A 17,114-nucleotide genomic window follows, 5' to 3' on the forward strand; every position below is an offset into this window, starting at 1 on the left:
GCGTCCTGCTCGCACAGCGCAGGCGCCGTTCTCCCCCGGAGGACCTACGTGACGACGACAACGACGTCCACCCCCGCAGCATCGCCCGCCTTCTCCCCGTCCGACTCGCCCGAGGAGGGGTCCGCCCTCGCGACCGCGCACGCGCAGCTCGCCACGGCGGCCGAGATCCTCGGCTACGACGAGGGCCTGCACCGCATGCTCGCCACCCCGCGTCGCGAGATCCACGTGTCGGTGCCGCTGCGCCGCGACACCGGTGAGACCGTGCTGTTCCACGGCTTCCGCGTGCAGCACAACGTGAGCCTGGGCCCGGGCAAGGGCGGCCTGCGCTACCACCCCTCCGTCGACGTCGACGAGGTGCGGGCGCTGGCCATGTGGATGACCTGGAAGTGTGCGGTGGTCAACCTGCCGTACGGCGGCGCCAAGGGCGGCGTCGCCATCGACCCCCGCGGCTACTCGCAGGCCGAGCTGGAGCGCGTGACCCGGCGGTACACCTCCGAGATCATGCCGATGATCGGCCCCGACACCGACATCATGGCCCCGGACATGGGCACCGACGCCCAGACCATGGCCTGGGTGATGGACACCTACTCGGTCAACCGCGGCTACACCATCCCCGCCGTCGTGACCGGCAAGCCGCTGGCCGTCGGCGGCTCGCTGGGCCGCGGCACCGCCACGTCGGCGGGCATCGTGCACGTCACGGGCGCCGCGCTCGCCGAGGCGGGCGTGCCCCTGACCGAGGTGTCGGTCGCCATCCAGGGTTTCGGCAAGGTGGGTTCGCACGCCGCCGAGATCTTCGCGGCGCGCGGCTCCCGCGTGGTCGCCGTGAGCGACCAGTACGGCGGCGTCCGGGCCGACGACGGCCTCGACGTCCCCCGCCTGATGGACCACGTGCGGCGCACGGGCTCCGTGGTCGGCTTCGACGGCGCGGACCCGGTGTCCAACACGGAGCTGCTCGCGCTCGACGTCGACGTGCTGGTGCCCGCCGCCATCGAGGGCGTGCTGGACGAGACCACGGCCGGCGACGTCAAGGCCCGCTGGGTGGTCGAGGGCGCCAACGGCCCCACGACCGCGGCCGGCGACGCCCTGCTCGCGAAGAACGACGTGACCGTGGTGCCCGACGTGCTCGCGAACGCGGGCGGTGTGGTGGTCTCCTACTTCGAGTGGGTCCAGGCCAACCAGACCTACTGGTGGACCGAGCAGGAGATCGCCGACAAGCTGGAGCACCGCATGACCACCGCGTACGCGGAGGTGTCCGCCCTGGCCAAGCGCGAGAACCTGTCCCTGCGCGACGCCGCGCTGGTGATCGGCGTCAAGCGGGTGGCGGAGGCGCACCAGATCCGGGGCCTGTACCCCTGACGGTCAAGTCGCCACGACTTCGGTCCCTTGCTCCGAGATCGGTCCGTTAATGGACCGATCTCGGGGCAAGGGACCGATCTCGTTCCGTCCGGCGAGGGAGCCGGGTACGTCGCCTACCCTCAGGGGCATGGAGCACCTTGTCGCGCGTCTGCGCGCAGCGGGCTGTGTCTTCGCCGAGGACGAGGCCCGCATCCTGACCGAGGCCGCCGGCGGTGACGCCGCGCGCCTCGACGAGCTGACCGCAGCGCGGGTCGGCGGGTTCCCGCTGGAGCACCTGGTGGGCTGGGCCGAGCTCGACGGCCGCCGCTGGACCGTGGCCCCCGGGGTGTTCGTGCCCCGGCAGCGCTCCGAGCTGCTGGTCCGCGAGGCGGCCCGCCGCGCGATGCCGGACCGGACCCCGGCGGCCCGCGCGACCGCGTCGGAGACGCGCACCCCGCCCGAGCCGGACGCGCCGGGCCCCGAGACGACCGGCCCGGTCCTCGTCGTCGACCTCTGCTGCGGCTGCGGCGCGCTCGGCGGGGCGGTCGCCGCCCGCCTCCTCGCCGCGGGGCACGACGTCGAGCTGCACGCCGCCGACGTGGACCCGGCCGCCACCGCCTGCGCGCACGAGAACCTGGCGGCGCTGGCGGCCGAGTCCTCCGCGGCGCGGACCGCAGGGACGGGCCTGCCGCCGCGCGCAGGCCGCCCGCCGGTCACCGACCGGACCGGCCCGGACGGGGCCGACGGGCCGCAACCCGGCAGGCTCCGCGCCCACACCTGCACGGGCGACCTCGACGACCCCCTCCCGGCGTCGGTCCGGGGCCGCGCCGACGTCGTCGTCGCGAACGCGCCCTACGTCCCGTCCGCGGCCATCGCGATGATGCCGCCCGAGGCCCGCGACCACGAGCCGCGCGCCGCGCTCGACGGCGGGGACGACGGGCTGGCGCTCCTGCGACGCGTGATCGACCTGGCGCCGGGACTGCTGCGCCCGGGCGGGCACCTGCTCGTCGAGACGGGCTCCGGCCAGGTGAGCGCGGCCGTCGGGCACATGGCGGCGGCCGGGCTGACGGTGACCGTCCTGGAGGACGACGACCTGGGCGCGACGGCCCTGGCCGCGACCCTGCCGGGCTAGCCGCTCACCCGGCGGGCGGTCAGCTCAGGGGCTGCCGGTCCGCCCAGTCCGCGAGGGTGGTGCGCGGCCCCGTGAAGAACGGCACCTCCTCGCGCACGTGCCGACGGGCCTCGGTGGCACGCAGGTCGCGCATCAGGTCGACGATGCGGTGCAGCTCGTCGGCCTCGAACGCGAGGATCCACTCGTAGTCGCCGAGCGCGAACGCCGAGACGGTGTTGGCCCGCACGTCCTTGTAGCCCGCGGCCGCCATGCCGTGGTCGCGCAGCATGGTGCGGCGCTCGTCCTCGGGCAGCAGGTACCAGTCGTAGGACCGCACGAACGGGTAGACGCACAGGTAGTCGCGCGGTGTCTCGCCGGCGAGGAACGCCGGCACGTGGCCGCGGTTGAACTCGGCCGGGCGGTGCAGGGCGGCGACCGACCACACCGGCTCCAGCGAGCGGCCCAGCTCGGACGCGCGCAGGCGCTGGTAGGCGCCCTGCACGGACTCGATCGAGGGACCGTGGGTCCAGAGCATGAGATCCGCGTCCGAGCGCAGGCCGCCCACGTCGTACCAGCCGCGGGTCACCAGGTCGCCCGACGTCGCCGCCGGGTCGGAGCCGCCACCCACCGCGGCCTCCGCCTCGGCCACGACGGCCTTGCGCTCGGCGTCGTCCGCGGGAAGCGTCTCGGTGACGGAGAAGACGGAGAACATCGTGTACCGGATGCCCTCGTTGATGGCGGTGGTGTCGATCTCGTGCCCGGTGTCCCCGTGCACGTGTGCGTCGTTCATGTCGTACCTCTCGCTCGCGGCCGTCGCTCGGGCCTCAGGAGTACAGATCGGTGCTGCACAGCGCCGGGACGCCGCTCGGCTCGCCGTCGCGCCGCAGGCAGCAGCCCGGCGCACAGACCGAGCGGAAGGCCGGCAGGGCGCCGACCGTGGCCTCCTCGACCTCCTCGCCGCGCGCGATCGCCGCCCGCTCCAGCAGCAGGTCGACCAGGCCGGCGACGAAGGGCTCGCGCGTGCCGACGGTGCCGGCCCGCACGGCGGTCATGCCGAGGTCCTTCGCCGTGGCCAGGGCCTCCGTGTCGAGGTCGTAGGCGACCTCCATGTGGTCGGAGACGAACCCGATCGGGGAGAGCACCACGTCACGCACGCCCTCGCCGGACAGAGCCTCCAGGTGGTCGTTGACGTCGGGCTCCAGCCACGGCTGGCTGGGCGGGCCCGAGCGCGAGCAGTACGCGAGGTCCCAGGGCACCTCGTGCCCGACGCGCTCGGCCACCTGGGCCGCGACCACCCGCGCGAGGTCCAGGTGCTGCTCGGAGTAGGTGGCGTGGGAGATCCGCGACGCGGCCTCCATGGTGTCCGGGATCGAGTGCGTGACGAAGACGAGCCGCGCGTCCGCACCGGAGCCACCCTGCGCCGCGAGCTCGGCGTACGCCTCGACGACGGCGTCGACGTTGGCCTGTGCGAATCCCGGGTGGTTGAAGTAGGAGCGGATCTTGTCGAACCGCACGCCCGTCGACCCGTCGGGGCCGAGCTGGCCACGCTTGTCGAGCGTGACCGCGAGGTCCTCGCGGTACTGGCGGCAGCCGGAGTACGAGGAGAACGCGCTGGTCACGAGCGCGACGGCGCGCTCGGCGCCCAGCTTCTCCAGCTCGTCGACCGCGTCGTTGGTGTACGGCTCCCAGTTGCGGTTGCCCCAGACGACCGGGATGTCGATGCCCCGGCTGGCGAGCTCGGCCTCGAGCGCCGCCTTCAGCGCGAGGTTCTGCTCGTTGATGGGGCTCTTGCCGCCGAACCCGTAGTAGTGCTCGCCCACCTCCTCGAGCCGCTCGTCCGGGATGCCCTTGCCCGCGGTGACGTTGCGGAGGAACGGCACCACGTCCTCGGGCTGGTTCGGGCCACCGAAGGAGTAGAGCAGCAGGGCGTCGTACGGCGCGGCGACGTGCGCCGCGGACTGGGGGGTGTTGGCGGGCATGCGGACATCTTTCCACCGTCCGGCGGTCCGGCACGCCCGCAGAGGGACGAACGGGACGTGACATCGAAGCGACATGCTGTCAGAACACCAGGTCACGCATTCCCGCGGGACGACCGGGCTAGGACCGGGCGTGCACGTTCCCCGTGCGGAGCCGGTCGCGCAGGCCCGGCAGCGCGTCCAGCAGCACCGCCGGGGCAGGGCTCCGCGTCACCATCGACAGCGTGACGCGCCCCCGGGTCGGTGCGGGCACCGTCCGGTCGCCCGGCGCGGCGTACCAGCGCGCCACCATGTCCGGGACGACGACGGCGCACCGCCGTTCCCGCGCCGTCCGCACCGCGGCCTCCGCCGTCGCGCCGGGCCGGGCGTGCGCGCCGAGCTCGGTGAGCCGGCGGTGCAGGGCGTCCCCGCTCAGGTCGAGCGGACAGTAGACGACCGTCTGCCCGGCGTACGGCCGGCGGCCCGGACCGGGTTCGGGAGCACCGTCGGGCAGGAGCGTCACCAGGTCGTGGCGCCCCACCTCGGTGACCACCAGGCCGCGGGCGATGGGCACCTGCTTCGCGATGCCGGTGAAGGCCGCGTCGAGCGTGCCACGCTCCACCCACTCCAGCAGCCTCGGGCCGTGGTCCACCACGGGCTGCACCACGGCGTCGTCGAGCAGCACGTCGAGCGCCGCGAACAGCGTGCCCGCGATGCTCGGGAACGCGCCCACGGAGACCGTGCGCGACTGGGCGGCCGACAGGGTGCGCTCGACGATGGCCGCCAGGTGGTCGAGCACGTGCGCGGCCTGGTCGCTGAACTCGCGCCCCGCGGCCGTCAGCCGGGCGCCGGTCGTGTCGCGCTCGAACAGCGTGACCCCCACGCGCCGTTCCAGCGCGGCGAGCCGCTGGCTCGCCGAGGGCTGACTCACCAGCAGCTCGCGGGCCGCCGCGCCGAGGGACCCGTGCCGCGCGACGGCGTCGACCAGGCGGAGGTCCTCGACCGTGGGGTATGAGGTCATAGCACCAGCCTATGCCTGCTCATGCGGGGCAGCCGTCTACCGGCCCGCGACGTGCACCCGCACGATGGCAGGGTGCGCCATCCTCACCTCGTCACGCTGACCGCCACGACCTTCGTCACCTGGACCGGTCAGCGGATCACCGCCGTCGCCCTGCCCCTGGTCGCGCTCGACCAGACGGGTGACGCCTGGACCACCGGCCTCGTCGGCGGCTTCGCCGGGCTGCCGCTGCTCACCTCCGCCTGGTGGGGACGGCGCCTGCGACCGCACCTCATGTCGGGCCGGGCGCTGGCCGTCCTGCTCGTCGTCCAGGCGCTCGGGCTCGCCCTGGTGCCCGTCGCGGCGGCCACCGTCGGCGTGGGCGCGGTGGTGCTGTGCGCGTCCGGCCTGGTCACCGGAGCTGCCTCGGCGTTGCTCGCACCGGCGCAGCGCGCCCTCACCGCCGACCTGGCGGAGCTGCCCGGGATCCCGCCCGGCGTCGGCCCCAAGGCGCTGGCCTGGCAGGACCTGGCGCATCGCGCGTCCATGATCTTCGCGCCCGCGCTCGGTGCGTGGCTCCTGGTCGCCTGGGGCACCGAGCCGCTGCTGTGGTGCGAGGCGGCGGCGGTCGCACTGGCCGCCGCGGTGATGCTCACGGTCCCGGCCGCGCGGACGGCTGGTGCCGTGCAGGACGATGTGGTGCTGGACGATGTGGTGCTCGACGACGGCGGGCGGGCAGACGCTGGGCGGGCGGACGCCGGGCGGGCGGACGCCGGGCGGGCGGACGCCGGGCGGGCGGACGCCGGGCGGGCGGATGCCGGGCGGGCGGATGTCGCGCCGGCCGGGGAGGCCGCCGGGACCGAGGGCGGCGCGGGAGTCGGTGACGGGCGCGCGGCCGGCAGCGACGACGGCTCCTCGGTGCGCGCCCTGCTGCGCGCCCACCCGGACCTGGCCGCCGGCCTGGGGCTGGCGGGAGTCGGCGGCGTCACGTGGTTCGGCTTCACGCTGGGCCTGGCCCTGCTCGGTGCGGAGCTCGGCCGTCCGGGCGAGCTGATCGCAGCCGGGATGGCGGGTTACGGCGCCGCCACCGTCGGGGCGTCGTTCGTCGCCCCGCTCGTGGTGGACCGGGTGCCGCGCATCCCGGCGATCGTGATCTCCTGGGTGGTGTTCGGCCTCGCGTACCTCGCGCTGCCGGTCGCCGCGCCAGACCTGGTCGCCGTCGGCCTGGTGTCCGCGGTCGGCGGTATCACGATGCCGTTCGGGATCGCAGCCCTCAACGCGCTCATCGTCGACCGGACCACCGGCGCGGAGCGCCGCACGGCGTTCACGGCCGAGACCGTGCTGCACGCCGGCGGCGCGTCGGCCGGGCTGCTGGCCGGCGGCGCACTGATCGGCGCGTTCGGGGCCGGCCCGGTGCTGGTGGTCACCGGCCTGATGCAGGTGGTCGCCGCGCTCGGCGCCGTCGTCTGGCTCCGGACCCGGCGTGACACGGTCGACCCCGACCGGTACCGACCTGCCTCGCCGGTCCGTCAGCCGGGCTGACCGGCGTCCTGCCACCCGGAAGTCGGCAGGCTGTCCCGGTCGGCGGCTGTCCCGGTCGGCAGTCTGCCCCGGTCGGCAGGCCGTCCCAGGTCGGCAGTCTGTCCCCGGGTCGGCAGTCTCCTTGCCGAGGTCGGCAGTTTGCCTCGAGGTCGGTACAGGCCTGTGCCGACCTCGAGGCGAACTGCCGACCTGACGAACAAGTGACCGACCTCGGCGCGCAGCACCGGGCGCCGAGGCCCCGAGCCCAGCCGGAGCCCAGAAGCCCAGGAGCCCCGGAGCCCAGGAGCCCCGGAGCCCTGAAGCCCTGAAGCCCAACCGCAGCCCAGGCAAAGCCAGCCAGAAGCCAGCCAGAAATCACCCCGAGCCCAGCCGGAGATCAGCGGCGCGCCGCGCCAACCAGGCTCGTGACAGCCGCCGCGACGTCCCGCAACCGCGTGGCGGTGCGAGCGATGAGGTCGTCCAGCTCGACAGGCCCTGGCGCGATCGAGAACGCGGCGGCGATCCCCGCGGCGCGGGCCTGCGCCTCCGGCAGCAGCACCTGACCGGCCACGACGACCACCGGCGGGCGGGTCGGTGATGCGGCGGCGAGGCGGGCCACGCCGTCGGCCACCTTGCCGCGCACCGACTGCGAGTCGAACGATCCCTCGCCCGTGATCACGAGGTCGGCGTCGGCGAGCGCGGCCGGCAGGCCGACGGTCTCGGCGACGAGCACGGCGCCCGGAGTGGTCTCGGCGCCGAGCACCGCGACGAGGCCGGCCGGGACGCCGCCGGCGGCACCCGCGCCGGGCACCTCGGCCACGGCCTGCCCGGTCTCGCGCTCCAGCACCCCGGACCAGTGCCGCAGGGCGTCGTCGAGGAAGTCCACGACGCCGTCCCGCGCCCCCTTCTGCGGCCCGAACACGTGCGCGGCCCCGTGCTCGCCGACCAGCGGGTTGGTGACGTCGACGGCGAGCCGCCAGCGCACCTCGCGGGCCCGCGGGTGCAGCCCGGTGAGGTCCAGGGACGCGACGGACGCGAGCCCCTCGCCGCCGTCGGGCACCTGGCGACCGTCGGCGTCGAGGAGACGGGCGCCGAGGCCGGTCAGGATGCCCGCCCCGCCGTCCGTCGACGCGGACCCGCCCAGGCACAGCAGGATCTCGCTGACCCCGGCGTCCAGGGCGGCGCGGGCGACGTCGCCGGTACCGCGTGTGCTCGCGTGCAGCGGCTGGAGCGGCACGTCCGAGACGCGCGGCAGGCCGCTGGCCTCGGCGAGCTCGACGACGGCGGTGCGTCCGTCGGGCGACACGGCCCACCGGGCCGACGCGGGGCGGCCGATGGCGTCGACCGTCTCGACGGTCAGCGGCTGCCCGCCCCAGACGGCGAGCAGCGCGGCGAGCGTCCCCTCACCGCCGTCGGCCATGGGCAGACGGGTGACGACGGCGTCCGGGGCCACGTCCAGCACACCGTCGGTGACGGCGGACGCGACCTCGGACGCGGACAGGCTCCCTTTGAACGAGTCGGGGCAGACGACGACGCGCAGCGGCTCCACGCGCCGATCGTAGGCGGTCCGGGCGATCAGCCGGCGAGGATTTCGGTCAGCGGGACGGCGGCGACGCCGAGCGCGTCGGCGACGCCCTGGTTGGCGACCTGCCCGGCGTGGGTGTTCAGGCCCCGGGCCAGCGCCGCGTCGGCGCGCAGCGCGTCCCGCCAGCCCCGGTCGGCGAGCGCGGCCACGTACGGCAGGGTCGCGTTGGTCAGCGCCCGGGTCGACGTCGCGGGCACGGCGCCCGGCATGTTCGCCACGCAGTAGTAGAGGGTGTCGTGGACGGCGAAGGTCGGGGCGTCGTGCGTGGTGGGGCGCGAGTGCTCGAAGCAGCCGCCCTGGTCGATGGCCACGTCGACGAGCACCGCACCGGGCCGCATCGCCTTGACCATGGCGTCCGTGACGAGCCGGGGCGCCGCCGCGCCGGGCACCAGGACGGACCCGATGACCAGGTCCGCGGACTCGACCTGCTCCGCCACGTCGTAGGTGGTGGAGGCGCGCGTGGTCACCGCTCCGCCGAACCGCACCTCGAGCCGGCGCAGCGCGGGCAGGGAGACGTCCAGGACGGTGACGTCGGCGCCCATCCCGAGCGCGTTGGCCGCGGCGTGCTCGCCGGCCACCCCGCCGCCGATCACCACCACCTTGGCCTTCGGCGTGCCGGCGACGCCGCCCATCAGCACCCCCGTGCCGCCCTGCGGGCGCATCAGGTGGTAGGCGCCGACCTGCGCGGACAGCCGCCCGGCGACCTCGCTCATAGGGCTCAGCAGCGGCAGCGAACCGTCCGCGAGCTGCACCGTCTCGTAGGCGACGGCGGTGGTCCCCGCCGCCAGGAGCGCCTCGGCGCACGGCGCGGAGGCAGCCAGGTGCAGGTAGGTGAAGAGGGTCAGGTCCGGCCGCATGAAGCCGTACTCGGGCTCGATCGGCTCCTTGACCTTGACCAGCAGCTCGGCCTGGCCCCAGACCTCGTCGGCCGTGTCCACCAGGTGCGCGCCCGCGAGCCGGTAGGCGTCGTCGGCGAACCCCGAACCCCGTCCCGCGCCGGCCTGCACCAGCACGTCGTGGCCGCGACGGACCAGCTCGTGCGCGCCGGCGGGCGTGACGGCCACGCGGTACTCGTTGTTCTTGGTCTCCGTGGGAACGCCGATGTTCATAGGGCGACGGTAGGCATCCAGCCGTGTGCGGGTCCAGGACACATTCCCGAATAGAATGTTCGGCGCTTCTGCACAAAGATGGGGCCATGCTCAACCCCTGGCGGCTCCGGCTCCTGCACCAGCTCCACCTGCTCGGCACCGTGCGCGCGGTGGCCGAGGCGACCCACATGAGCCCCTCGAGCGTGTCCCAGCAGCTCGCGACGCTGGAGACCGAGACGAAGGCTCAGCTCTTCGAGCGCACGGGACGGCGCATCCGGCTGACCCCGGCCGGCGTCACCCTCGCGGGCCACGCGTCCGACATCCTCGACCGGATCGCCACCGCCGAGGCCGACCTCGCCGGCCTGTACTCCGAGGCCACGGGCGTGGTGCGGGTGGCCGCGTTCACGAGCGCCTTCCACGACATCGTGGTGCCCGCCGTGACGGACCTCGCCACCGAGCACCCCCGGATCTCTGTGCGGCTCACCGAGGCCGAGCCCGTGGTCAGCCGGCCCGCCGTGCAGCGCGGCGAGGTGGACGTCGCCGTGTGCGCCGACTTCCCGGACGCCCCCGTCCCACCCGACGCCGACCTCGCGCGCCTGCCGCTCACCGGCGACCGCGTGGTCCTCGTGACGGCGCGCGACACCCCGCCGGGCCAGCGTGCCGGCCGGGTCGACCTGGCCTCCCTCGCCGACGAGCCGTGGGCGTTCGAGCATCCCGGCGCGCACCTCGCCGACCTGGCGGAGCGCCTCTGCCGCCGGGCGGGCTTCACCCCCACGACGGTGGCCCGGTTCGAGAGTCACGGGACGCTGCTGAACCACGTCGAGGCGGGGCTGTCGATCACGCTGCTGCCGCTGCTCGCCGTGCACGACCGTTACGCGGTGCGCACGCTGGACCTCGTCGACCCGCCCCGCCGGGACATCCATCTCGTGACCCGACGCCCCACCCTCGACCGGGCTGCCGTCCAGGCCGTGGTGGAGGCGATCCGGCACCGGGCCCGTTCGGCCTGAGGAGCATCTGCGCAGGTCAGCTGGGTTGCGACCGCGCCCGGGTCAGAAATCCTCGATGTCCGCCTGGGCAGCGCGCAGGGCTTCGGTCAGCTCCCGGAGCCGGACCAGGTCGGCGGCGTCCATCGCCGGGGTCACGTAGTGCGCGATGGACCGCACATGGCGCCGGCCGAGCTCCTTCTGGGTGGCCGAGCCCTCCTCCGTCAGGCTCACCAGCACACCCCGGCCGTCCTCGGGCGCGGGGTGCCGACGCACCAGCCCGCGCTTCTCCAGCCGTTCCACCATGCGCGACAACGAGGACTGCGCCATGAGGATGTTCTCGTTGAGCTCCCGCAGCCGGAGCGTCTCGCCCGGTGCGAGGGCGAGCGTGAACAGCACGTCGTACTCGCGCATGCTCAGGTCGCCCCAGATGTCGTCGGCCAGGAGCCGGCGCATCACCGTCACCTGGGCCCGGAACAACGACTCCCACGCCTCGGCAGCCTCGCGCGCCGACGGCACACGACGTTCGGTCATCAACGCGCACTCCGTCTCATTCACGGCACGCTACCTGACTGAACTTTCACTTACCTACCTGGGTCAGTGGTGGCGAATTTCACCATATGGATCGATGCGCCGGAGCAGGTCCGCAACCCCGCCGGACGAGCGGGCTCAGCGGCCGAGCCGGCGCTCGCGCAGCGAGAAGTCCCGCAGCGCCCGGAGGAAGTCCACCCGGCGGAACGCGGGCCAGTATGCCTCGCAGAAGTAGAACTCGCTGTGCTGGCTCTGCCACATGAGGAACCCGCCGATGCGCTGCTCCCCCGAGGTCCGGATGACCAGCTCGGGATCCGGCTGCCCCTTGGTGTACAGGTGCTCCGCGATGTGCTCGACGTCGATGGACTCGGCGAGGTCGGCCAGCGTCGCCCCGTCCTTCGCCCGCTCCCGGAGGTACGAGCGGACGGCGTCGGCGATCTCGGTGCGGCCGCCGTACCCGATCGCCACGTTGACCTGGAGGCCCTTGACGCCCGCGGTGCGGTCGGCCGCCGCACGCAGGGCCGCGGCCAGGCGGGCGGGGAGCAGGTCGAGCCGGCCGATGACCCGCAGGCGCCAGCGGCCGGACTCCGCGAGGTCGGAGACGGCGTCCTCGATGATGTCGAGCAGGTTGCTCAGCTCGTCGGCGGACCGGCTGAGGTTGTCCGTGGAGAGCATCCACAGGGTGACGACCTCGATGCCCAGCGACTCGGCCCAGCCGAGGAACTCGGTGATCTTGTCGGCACCGCGCCGGTGCCCGGTGGCCGCGGTCTCGCCGAACGAACGCGCCCAGCGGCGGTTGCCGTCGAGCATCACGCCGATGTGCCGGGGCAGCGTCGCACCGTGCAGGGCAGACGCCAGACGTCGCTCGTAGAGGCGGTACAGCGGGCTGGGCAGACGCACGGATACCTCAGTGGGGTCGGGCCGCGGGTGCCGCGTGACGCGGTCCGCACGGCAGCTCTGGCCCGGGTCGGTCCACCCGGTGGGACGTGGACAAAGGTACCCCTCCGACGTGCGCGTTCCCGCGCGTCGCCGCCGCTCCGGGGCCCTGGACGGGCGACTCGCGCCAACCCGGCGCAGGATCTTCACAAGGCCCCTGTCCCGCCTGCCGGCCCCTAACCTACGCTAGAGTAAGTTACGCGACCGTAGGTAGCGTCCCGGCACCACGGGGACGCCGGTCGCCGAGGATCAAGGAGGCCACGTGGTAGCTCAAGCAGACGGGCCGGACCGTCAGGCCGGCCGCCTGGAGGAGGTCACCGGCAAGGTCTCGGAGACGCTCGACGGCGTCCGCGACAAGGCCGGCGACGTCGTGCAGGTCATCTCCACCTCCGTCTCCTCCACGGTCGAGAAGGTCGAGCGCAAGATCAAGCCGCGGCTCCGTGGCTGGATCCACGCGGGCACGTTCCCGTTCGCTCTCGCCGCCAGCATCGTGCTCATCGCGCTCGCCCCCACGACGGCGGGCAAGATCTCGGCGTCGGTGTTCGGCCTGAGCGCCTGCCTCCTGTTCGGTGTCTCGGCGGTGTACCACCGCGGCAACTGGTCGCCCCGCACCGACGCGGTGCTCCGGCGCCTGGACCACACCAACATCTTCCTGATCATCGCCGGCACGTACACACCGCTCGCCGTGCTGCTCCTGCCGCCCGGCCAGGGCACCGTGCTGCTCACGCTCGTCTGGAGCGGCGCGCTGCTCGGGCTGCTCGCGCGGGTCTTCTGGCTCAACGCGCCCCGCTGGGTCTACGTCCCGGTCTACCTCGCGCTCGGCTGGGTGGCCGTGGCGTACATGGGCCAGTTCTGGGCCATCGGCGGCCCGGCGGTGGTCTGGCTGATCCTGGCGGGCGGGATCGCCTACACGCTCGGTGCGATCGTCTACGGCACCAAGAAGCCCGACCCCAGCCCGGCCTGGTTCGGCTTCCACGAGATCTTCCACGTGTTCACCGTGCTCGGGTTCGCCTGCCACGTGGTCGCGATCTACCTCGCCAACCTGGCCATCTGACCCGGGTCACCGCCCGTTCAGCCCGGCGAGGAACAGGTCCTCGAACAGGGCGCCGTCCGCGGTCGTGCTCACGCGCTGGGGTGTGCCCGTCGGCACGTCCACCGTGCGGCCCGCCGACGGACCGTCCAGCACGACGTCGACCGGCCGGATCCGGTGGTCCACGCCCTGCCCCGTCACGAGCGAGACGGCCGCCAAGGTGTCCCACCAGTACATGATTCCCTGGCCGATCAGCTCGGGCAGGCCCGGCCGGGTGACGATCGCGTGCACCGTGCGGGCCTCGTAGGTCGTGGCCCCTGAGCCCAGGCGCTCCACGTAGGCAGGGGTGATGGGCGCGTGGTTGGTGGCGTCGAGGGCGACCATGCTCACCCGGGCGCGCGGGACGCCTGCGAGCACGCGGTCGGCCGCCGGCGGATCGATCCACATGTTCACCTCCTGGGTGTTGTCGAACCCCTCGGTGGTCGAGCCGAACAGGTTGCCGCCCACGTCGAAGGCACCGCCCATGACGACGACGCGACCGAGGCGGTCGTGGAGCGTCCGCGGGCTCATCCGGTCCAGCGCCGCAGCCACGTTGCTCAGCGGCCCCGTGGCCAGGACGGTCACCGGGCGGCGGGCGGCGCGCACCGTGCCGGCGATGAGCTCGGCGGCCGGCACCGCGCCCGGCTCGTCGGGCACGCCCGCGTCGCCCAGGGCCCCGCTCAGCACCTGCTCGAACAGCGCGCGTGCCTCGGGCGGCGGCTCGTTGACCCACTGCTCGGACCCGTCCGCGACCGGCACGTGCGACAGACCGCAGTTCGCCAGGATGGTCCGGGCGTGCGTGAGCGACCGGCCCGGGGTGCCCACGCCGTTGTTCACCACGGTGACGGCTCGCAGGTCGATCAGGCCGCGCTTGTCGGCCTGGCAGAGGTACAGGAGCGTCGCCGCGTCGTCGAAGTCCAGGTCGGAGTCGTAGACGACCGGGACGGGGCCGTACCCCGCCGGTTCCGCGGCTCGCACGCCGTCCTGCGCGGCGGCGGGCGTCAGCGCCGCCCCGGCCAGGCCGAGGGCGAGCGCCCCCGACGCGAGTGCCCGCACCCCTCGCACGTGCTTCCGGACGACCACCATGACCCGCTCCCTCCGTTACCGGACGGAGTCATGGTGCTCGCCCGCGGCGCCCGTGCCCATGACATTCGACGCTGGCCGAAAACGCTCACGTGCCGGCCGGGACCACCGTGTAACGGCGGTTGGCCAGCGAGGGGTTGGTCGCCCGGACGGCCGCGAGCGGCGCGGGGTCGAGATCGACGGTCCGGTAGGCCTGCTCCTCACCCATCTCCAGCCCGACGACGCCGTCCGGCCCCGCCAGGAGCGTGCGGCCGACGACGCCCTTGCCGGTCATGCCGACGCCGATCACCACGGCGGTGTTCTCGATCGCCCGGGCCCGCAGCAGGGTGTGCCAGTGGTCGGCCTTGAGCGGACCCGCCACCCACGCCGCCGGGTACACCAGGACGTCCGCGCCGGCGTCGACCAGCCGGCGAGCGGACTCGGGGAACCGCAGGTCGTAGCAGGTCAGCACGCCGAACGTGAGGCCGCCCAGGCGCAGCGTGACAGGATCCGCGTCGGCCGGGCCCGCCTCCAGCCGCTCCGACTCCCGGTAGCCGAAGGCGTCATAGAGGTGCACCTTGCGGTACACCCCGGCGAGCTCCCCCGATCCGTCGACGACGACCAGGGCGTTGGCCGCGCGGACGCCGTCGGACCCGGGGAGCGTGACGCCCGCGACCACCGCGATGCCGTGCCTGCGCGCGCGGTCCCGCAGCAACGTCACGAACGGCCCGTCGAGCGGCTCCGCGTGCTCGGGGCCCACACCGCGCGGGTCGTACGCGGAGGCGTACTCCGGCAGCACCAGGAGGTTCGACCCGGCGCGAGCCGCGACCCCGAAGGCGTCGAGCACGGTCTGGCGGTTGGCGCCGTGGTCGTCCGAGACGGCGATCTGGGCCACCGTCACCCGCACCACGCCGTCCGCCGCCGGGTCGCCCCCGTCAGGCACCCGAACCGCCGCTGTCCCCCGAGCCGCCGCCGCTGTCCCCGCCGGACGACCCGCCGCCGGACGGCGGATCGGACGGCGAGCCGGCCGGCACCTCGGACGGTTCCCCGCCCTCGCCCGTGGAGCCGCCGGGCTCGCGCGCGTCGTCGTCGGACCGCCGGAAGCTGATGACCTCCGGCTGGGGCACGGGAAGACCCTGCTGCTTCGCGTTGTGGCCCGCCCGGCGCAGGTGCTTGCTCATGTTCAGGAACAGCAGCACACAGGCCAGCGCCAGCGCGAAGGTGACGACGAAGCCGACGAGACCCGGCGAGACCTGCCACTCCTCCAGGCCGGGACGCAGGTTGTTCTCGGTCGGGTTCGGTGACGGCTCGGTCGCGAACGCGAGGGCGGCCACGGCGAGCGGGCTCATGCGGGGACCTCGGACCGGACGCCCTCGAACAGGTCACGCTCGTACTCGCCCGGTGCCCGCTCGGGGAGCGGCACGCGGGACTCCGCCAGCTCGTACTCGTCCCAGGGCCAGACGTCGACCTCGATGTCCCGCGGCACCGCGAAGAAGAACCCGTTCGGGTCGATCTGCGAGGCGTGCGCCGTCAGTGCGGCGTCCCGGTTCGGGAAGTAGTCGGCCACCGGCACCAGCGTGGTGACCTGGCGCTCGGGGATCTCCCGGGCGTCACGCGACTCGACCCACTCGCCGAACGGCGACTCCAGGCCGGCCCCCTGGACGGCCTCGTGCACCGCGCGGATGCGAGCCATCGAGAAGCCGTGGTTGTAGTAGAGCTTGAGCGGTTCCCAGGGTTCGCCCGTGCCCGGGTAGCGGTCCGGGTCGCCGGCCGCGTGGAACGCCTCCCACGAGATCTCGTGGCACTTGATGTGGTCGGGGTGGGGGTACCCGCCGGACGGGTCGTAGGTCGTGATGACGTGCGGGCGGAACTCGCGCACGGCCTGGACCAGCGGCGCCGCCGCCTCCTCGAGCGGCACCAGAGCGAAGCATCCCTCGGGCAGCGGGGGCAGCGGGTCGCCCTCGGGCAGGCCCGAGTCCACGAAGCCGAGCCACTGCTGACGCACGCCCAGCGCCTCGGCGGCGCGGGCCATCTCCAGCCGGCGCACGGCGCGGCGCCCCTCGATCGACTCGAACTCGTGCCCCGGCGGCACCTCGAACGACGCGTTCAGGATGTCGCCCCGTTCGCCCCCGGTGCACGTCACGACGAGGACCTCCACCCCCTCTGCGGCGTAACGGGCCGTCGCGGCGGCGCCCTTGCTCGACTCGTCGTCCGGGTGCGCGTGCACCGCCATCAGACGGAGCGGCTCGCGCTCGGGTACGGACACTGGGTCCTCCTGTGTGGGATGCGTCGGGGACATTCGCTCTGGGACGGTCGCTCTGGGACGATCGACCCATGGACCATGATGGTCCACGGACAATCTTGCTACGAACCACCGACACCCCGATCCGAGCGAGCCGTGATGACCGACCCAGAACCCGCCGCCCCGTCGTCCGCCACGCCTCCGCGGCCGCCGGCGCAGACCCCGGACCTCGCGGAGCGCTACGGCCGCTCCCGGCCCGGACCGCGGCGGGCGGACCTGCCCCGCGACGAGGACCCGTGGGACGAGAGCGACGACGTCCGCCCGCGACCGAAGCTCTCGGTGGGCGCCCGGATCGCCGTGGGGGCCGCCCTGGCGGCGGGGGTCGCGATCGCCGCATGGTTCACCATCGTGGACACCCAGCGCGATCCCGTGACCTTCACGGACGTCGGTTTCTCGGTCACCAGTGCCGAGGAGGTGGACGTGACGTTCGACGTCAGCATGCCGCCCGGGACCGAGGCCGTGTGCACCGTCACCGCGCTGAGCAAGAACTTCGCGGAGGTCGGCGCGATCGACGTCGAGGTGGGTCCGGACGACGCGCGGACCACGCGGCACACCGTGACCATCGCGACCACGGAGCTCGCGACCACCGGCGTCGTCGACCACTGCGAGGTGCGCTGAGGGCACCCGGCCGCGTCACGG

At 74.1% G+C, this 17,114-nt stretch carries 17 protein-coding genes; 6 read left to right on the forward strand and 11 right to left on the reverse strand.

Going from position 1 to position 17,114, the window contains the following annotated elements; genetic code table 11:
• Positions 1-48: 48 nt before the first annotated feature.
• Both ACIBBF_RS20375 and ACIBBF_RS20380 read left to right on the forward strand, forming a co-directional pair.
• Entirely contained in the window at positions 49-1,356 is a 1,308-nt protein-coding gene (locus ACIBBF_RS20375; protein ID WP_397416933.1) for a Glu/Leu/Phe/Val dehydrogenase, read from the forward strand.
• Positions 1,357-1,483: 127 nt separating this feature from the next.
• Positions 1,484-2,467 (forward strand): putative protein N(5)-glutamine methyltransferase, encoded by a 984-nt coding sequence (locus ACIBBF_RS20380; protein ID WP_397416936.1) that lies wholly within the window; start codon positions 1,484-1,486, stop codon positions 2,465-2,467.
• Positions 2,468-2,486: 19 nt separating this feature from the next.
• Here ACIBBF_RS20380 and hemQ read toward each other — a convergent pair whose 3' ends face one another.
• From hemQ to ACIBBF_RS20395, 3 genes are all read right to left on the reverse strand, one after another.
• Entirely contained in the window at positions 2,487-3,236 is a 750-nt protein-coding gene (hemQ, locus tag ACIBBF_RS20385; RefSeq protein ID WP_397416938.1) for a hydrogen peroxide-dependent heme synthase, read from the reverse strand.
• A gap of 34 nt (positions 3,237-3,270) precedes the next feature.
• The gene (locus ACIBBF_RS20390) at positions 3,271-4,425 is read right to left on the reverse strand and encodes a ferrochelatase (protein ID WP_397416940.1); all 1,155 of its coding nucleotides are present in this window, start codon (positions 4,423-4,425) and stop codon (positions 3,271-3,273) included.
• A gap of 118 nt (positions 4,426-4,543) precedes the next feature.
• The gene (locus ACIBBF_RS20395; protein WP_397416943.1) at positions 4,544-5,422 is read right to left on the reverse strand and encodes a LysR family transcriptional regulator; all 879 of its coding nucleotides are present in this window, start codon (positions 5,420-5,422) and stop codon (positions 4,544-4,546) included.
• A gap of 72 nt (positions 5,423-5,494) precedes the next feature.
• On the opposite strand from ACIBBF_RS20395, the gene ACIBBF_RS20400 reads away from it, so the two are divergent.
• Entirely contained in the window at positions 5,495-6,940 is a 1,446-nt protein-coding gene (locus tag ACIBBF_RS20400; RefSeq protein ID WP_397416946.1) for an MFS transporter, read from the forward strand.
• A gap of 376 nt (positions 6,941-7,316) precedes the next feature.
• Here ACIBBF_RS20400 and ACIBBF_RS20405 read toward each other — a convergent pair whose 3' ends face one another.
• Positions 7,317-8,468, reverse strand: coding sequence for a glycerate kinase (locus tag ACIBBF_RS20405; RefSeq protein WP_397416949.1), 1,152 nt, complete (start codon positions 8,466-8,468; stop codon positions 7,317-7,319).
• Positions 8,469-8,494: 26 nt separating this feature from the next.
• Positions 8,495-9,613 carry an alanine dehydrogenase gene (gene ald, locus ACIBBF_RS20410; RefSeq protein ID WP_397416951.1) on the reverse strand — a complete coding sequence of 373 codons (1,119 nt, stop codon included), beginning with the start codon at positions 9,611-9,613 and terminating at the stop codon, positions 8,495-8,497.
• 86 nt (positions 9,614-9,699) lie between these two features.
• Here ald and ACIBBF_RS20415 point away from each other — a divergent pair, with 86 nt between their 5' ends.
• A complete protein-coding gene (locus ACIBBF_RS20415) occupies positions 9,700-10,599 on the forward strand; it encodes a LysR family transcriptional regulator (protein WP_397416954.1) in 900 nt (299 codons plus the stop codon).
• A 42-nt stretch (positions 10,600-10,641) separates the two neighbouring features.
• Here ACIBBF_RS20415 and ACIBBF_RS20420 read toward each other — a convergent pair whose 3' ends face one another.
• Positions 10,642-11,109, reverse strand: a complete 468-nt coding sequence (locus tag ACIBBF_RS20420; RefSeq protein ID WP_397416957.1) for a MarR family winged helix-turn-helix transcriptional regulator — start codon at positions 11,107-11,109, stop codon at positions 10,642-10,644.
• 135 nt (positions 11,110-11,244) lie between these two features.
• Positions 11,245-12,006: an isoprenyl transferase gene (locus ACIBBF_RS20425; RefSeq protein WP_397416959.1), complete on the reverse strand. Its 762-nt coding sequence runs from the start codon at positions 12,004-12,006 to the stop codon at positions 11,245-11,247.
• Positions 12,007-12,304: 298 nt separating this feature from the next.
• Here ACIBBF_RS20425 and ACIBBF_RS20430 point away from each other — a divergent pair, with 298 nt between their 5' ends.
• Positions 12,305-13,096 (forward strand): hemolysin III family protein, encoded by a 792-nt coding sequence (locus ACIBBF_RS20430; RefSeq protein WP_397416961.1) that lies wholly within the window; start codon positions 12,305-12,307, stop codon positions 13,094-13,096.
• 6 nt (positions 13,097-13,102) lie between these two features.
• Here ACIBBF_RS20430 and ACIBBF_RS20435 read toward each other — a convergent pair whose 3' ends face one another.
• From ACIBBF_RS20435 to mca, 4 genes are all read right to left on the reverse strand, one after another.
• Positions 13,103-14,197, reverse strand: coding sequence for a nucleoside hydrolase (locus tag ACIBBF_RS20435; protein ID WP_397416964.1), 1,095 nt, complete (start codon positions 14,195-14,197; stop codon positions 13,103-13,105).
• A gap of 85 nt (positions 14,198-14,282) precedes the next feature.
• On the reverse strand, positions 14,283-15,116 hold the full coding sequence (locus tag ACIBBF_RS20440; protein ID WP_397416966.1) for a carbon-nitrogen hydrolase family protein: 834 nt from the start codon (positions 15,114-15,116) through the stop codon (positions 14,283-14,285).
• Positions 15,109-15,522, reverse strand: a complete 414-nt coding sequence (locus ACIBBF_RS20445) for a hypothetical protein (RefSeq protein ID WP_397416968.1) — start codon at positions 15,520-15,522, stop codon at positions 15,109-15,111. The genes ACIBBF_RS20440 and ACIBBF_RS20445 overlap by 8 nt, the downstream gene beginning before the upstream one ends.
• Positions 15,519-16,406, reverse strand: coding sequence for a mycothiol conjugate amidase Mca (gene mca / locus ACIBBF_RS20450; RefSeq protein WP_397417146.1), 888 nt, complete (start codon positions 16,404-16,406; stop codon positions 15,519-15,521). Before mca ends, ACIBBF_RS20445 begins: the two co-directional genes overlap by 4 nt.
• A 168-nt stretch (positions 16,407-16,574) precedes the next feature.
• Here mca and ACIBBF_RS20455 point away from each other — a divergent pair, with 168 nt between their 5' ends.
• Positions 16,575-17,093, forward strand: a complete 519-nt coding sequence (locus ACIBBF_RS20455) for a DUF4307 domain-containing protein (RefSeq protein WP_397416971.1) — start codon at positions 16,575-16,577, stop codon at positions 17,091-17,093.
• Positions 17,094-17,114: the final 21 nt, after the last annotated feature.

It is taken from the genome of Promicromonospora sp. NPDC050880, from assembly GCF_044456525.1.
Taxonomy (GTDB): Bacteria; Actinomycetota; Actinomycetes; order Actinomycetales; family Cellulomonadaceae; genus Promicromonospora.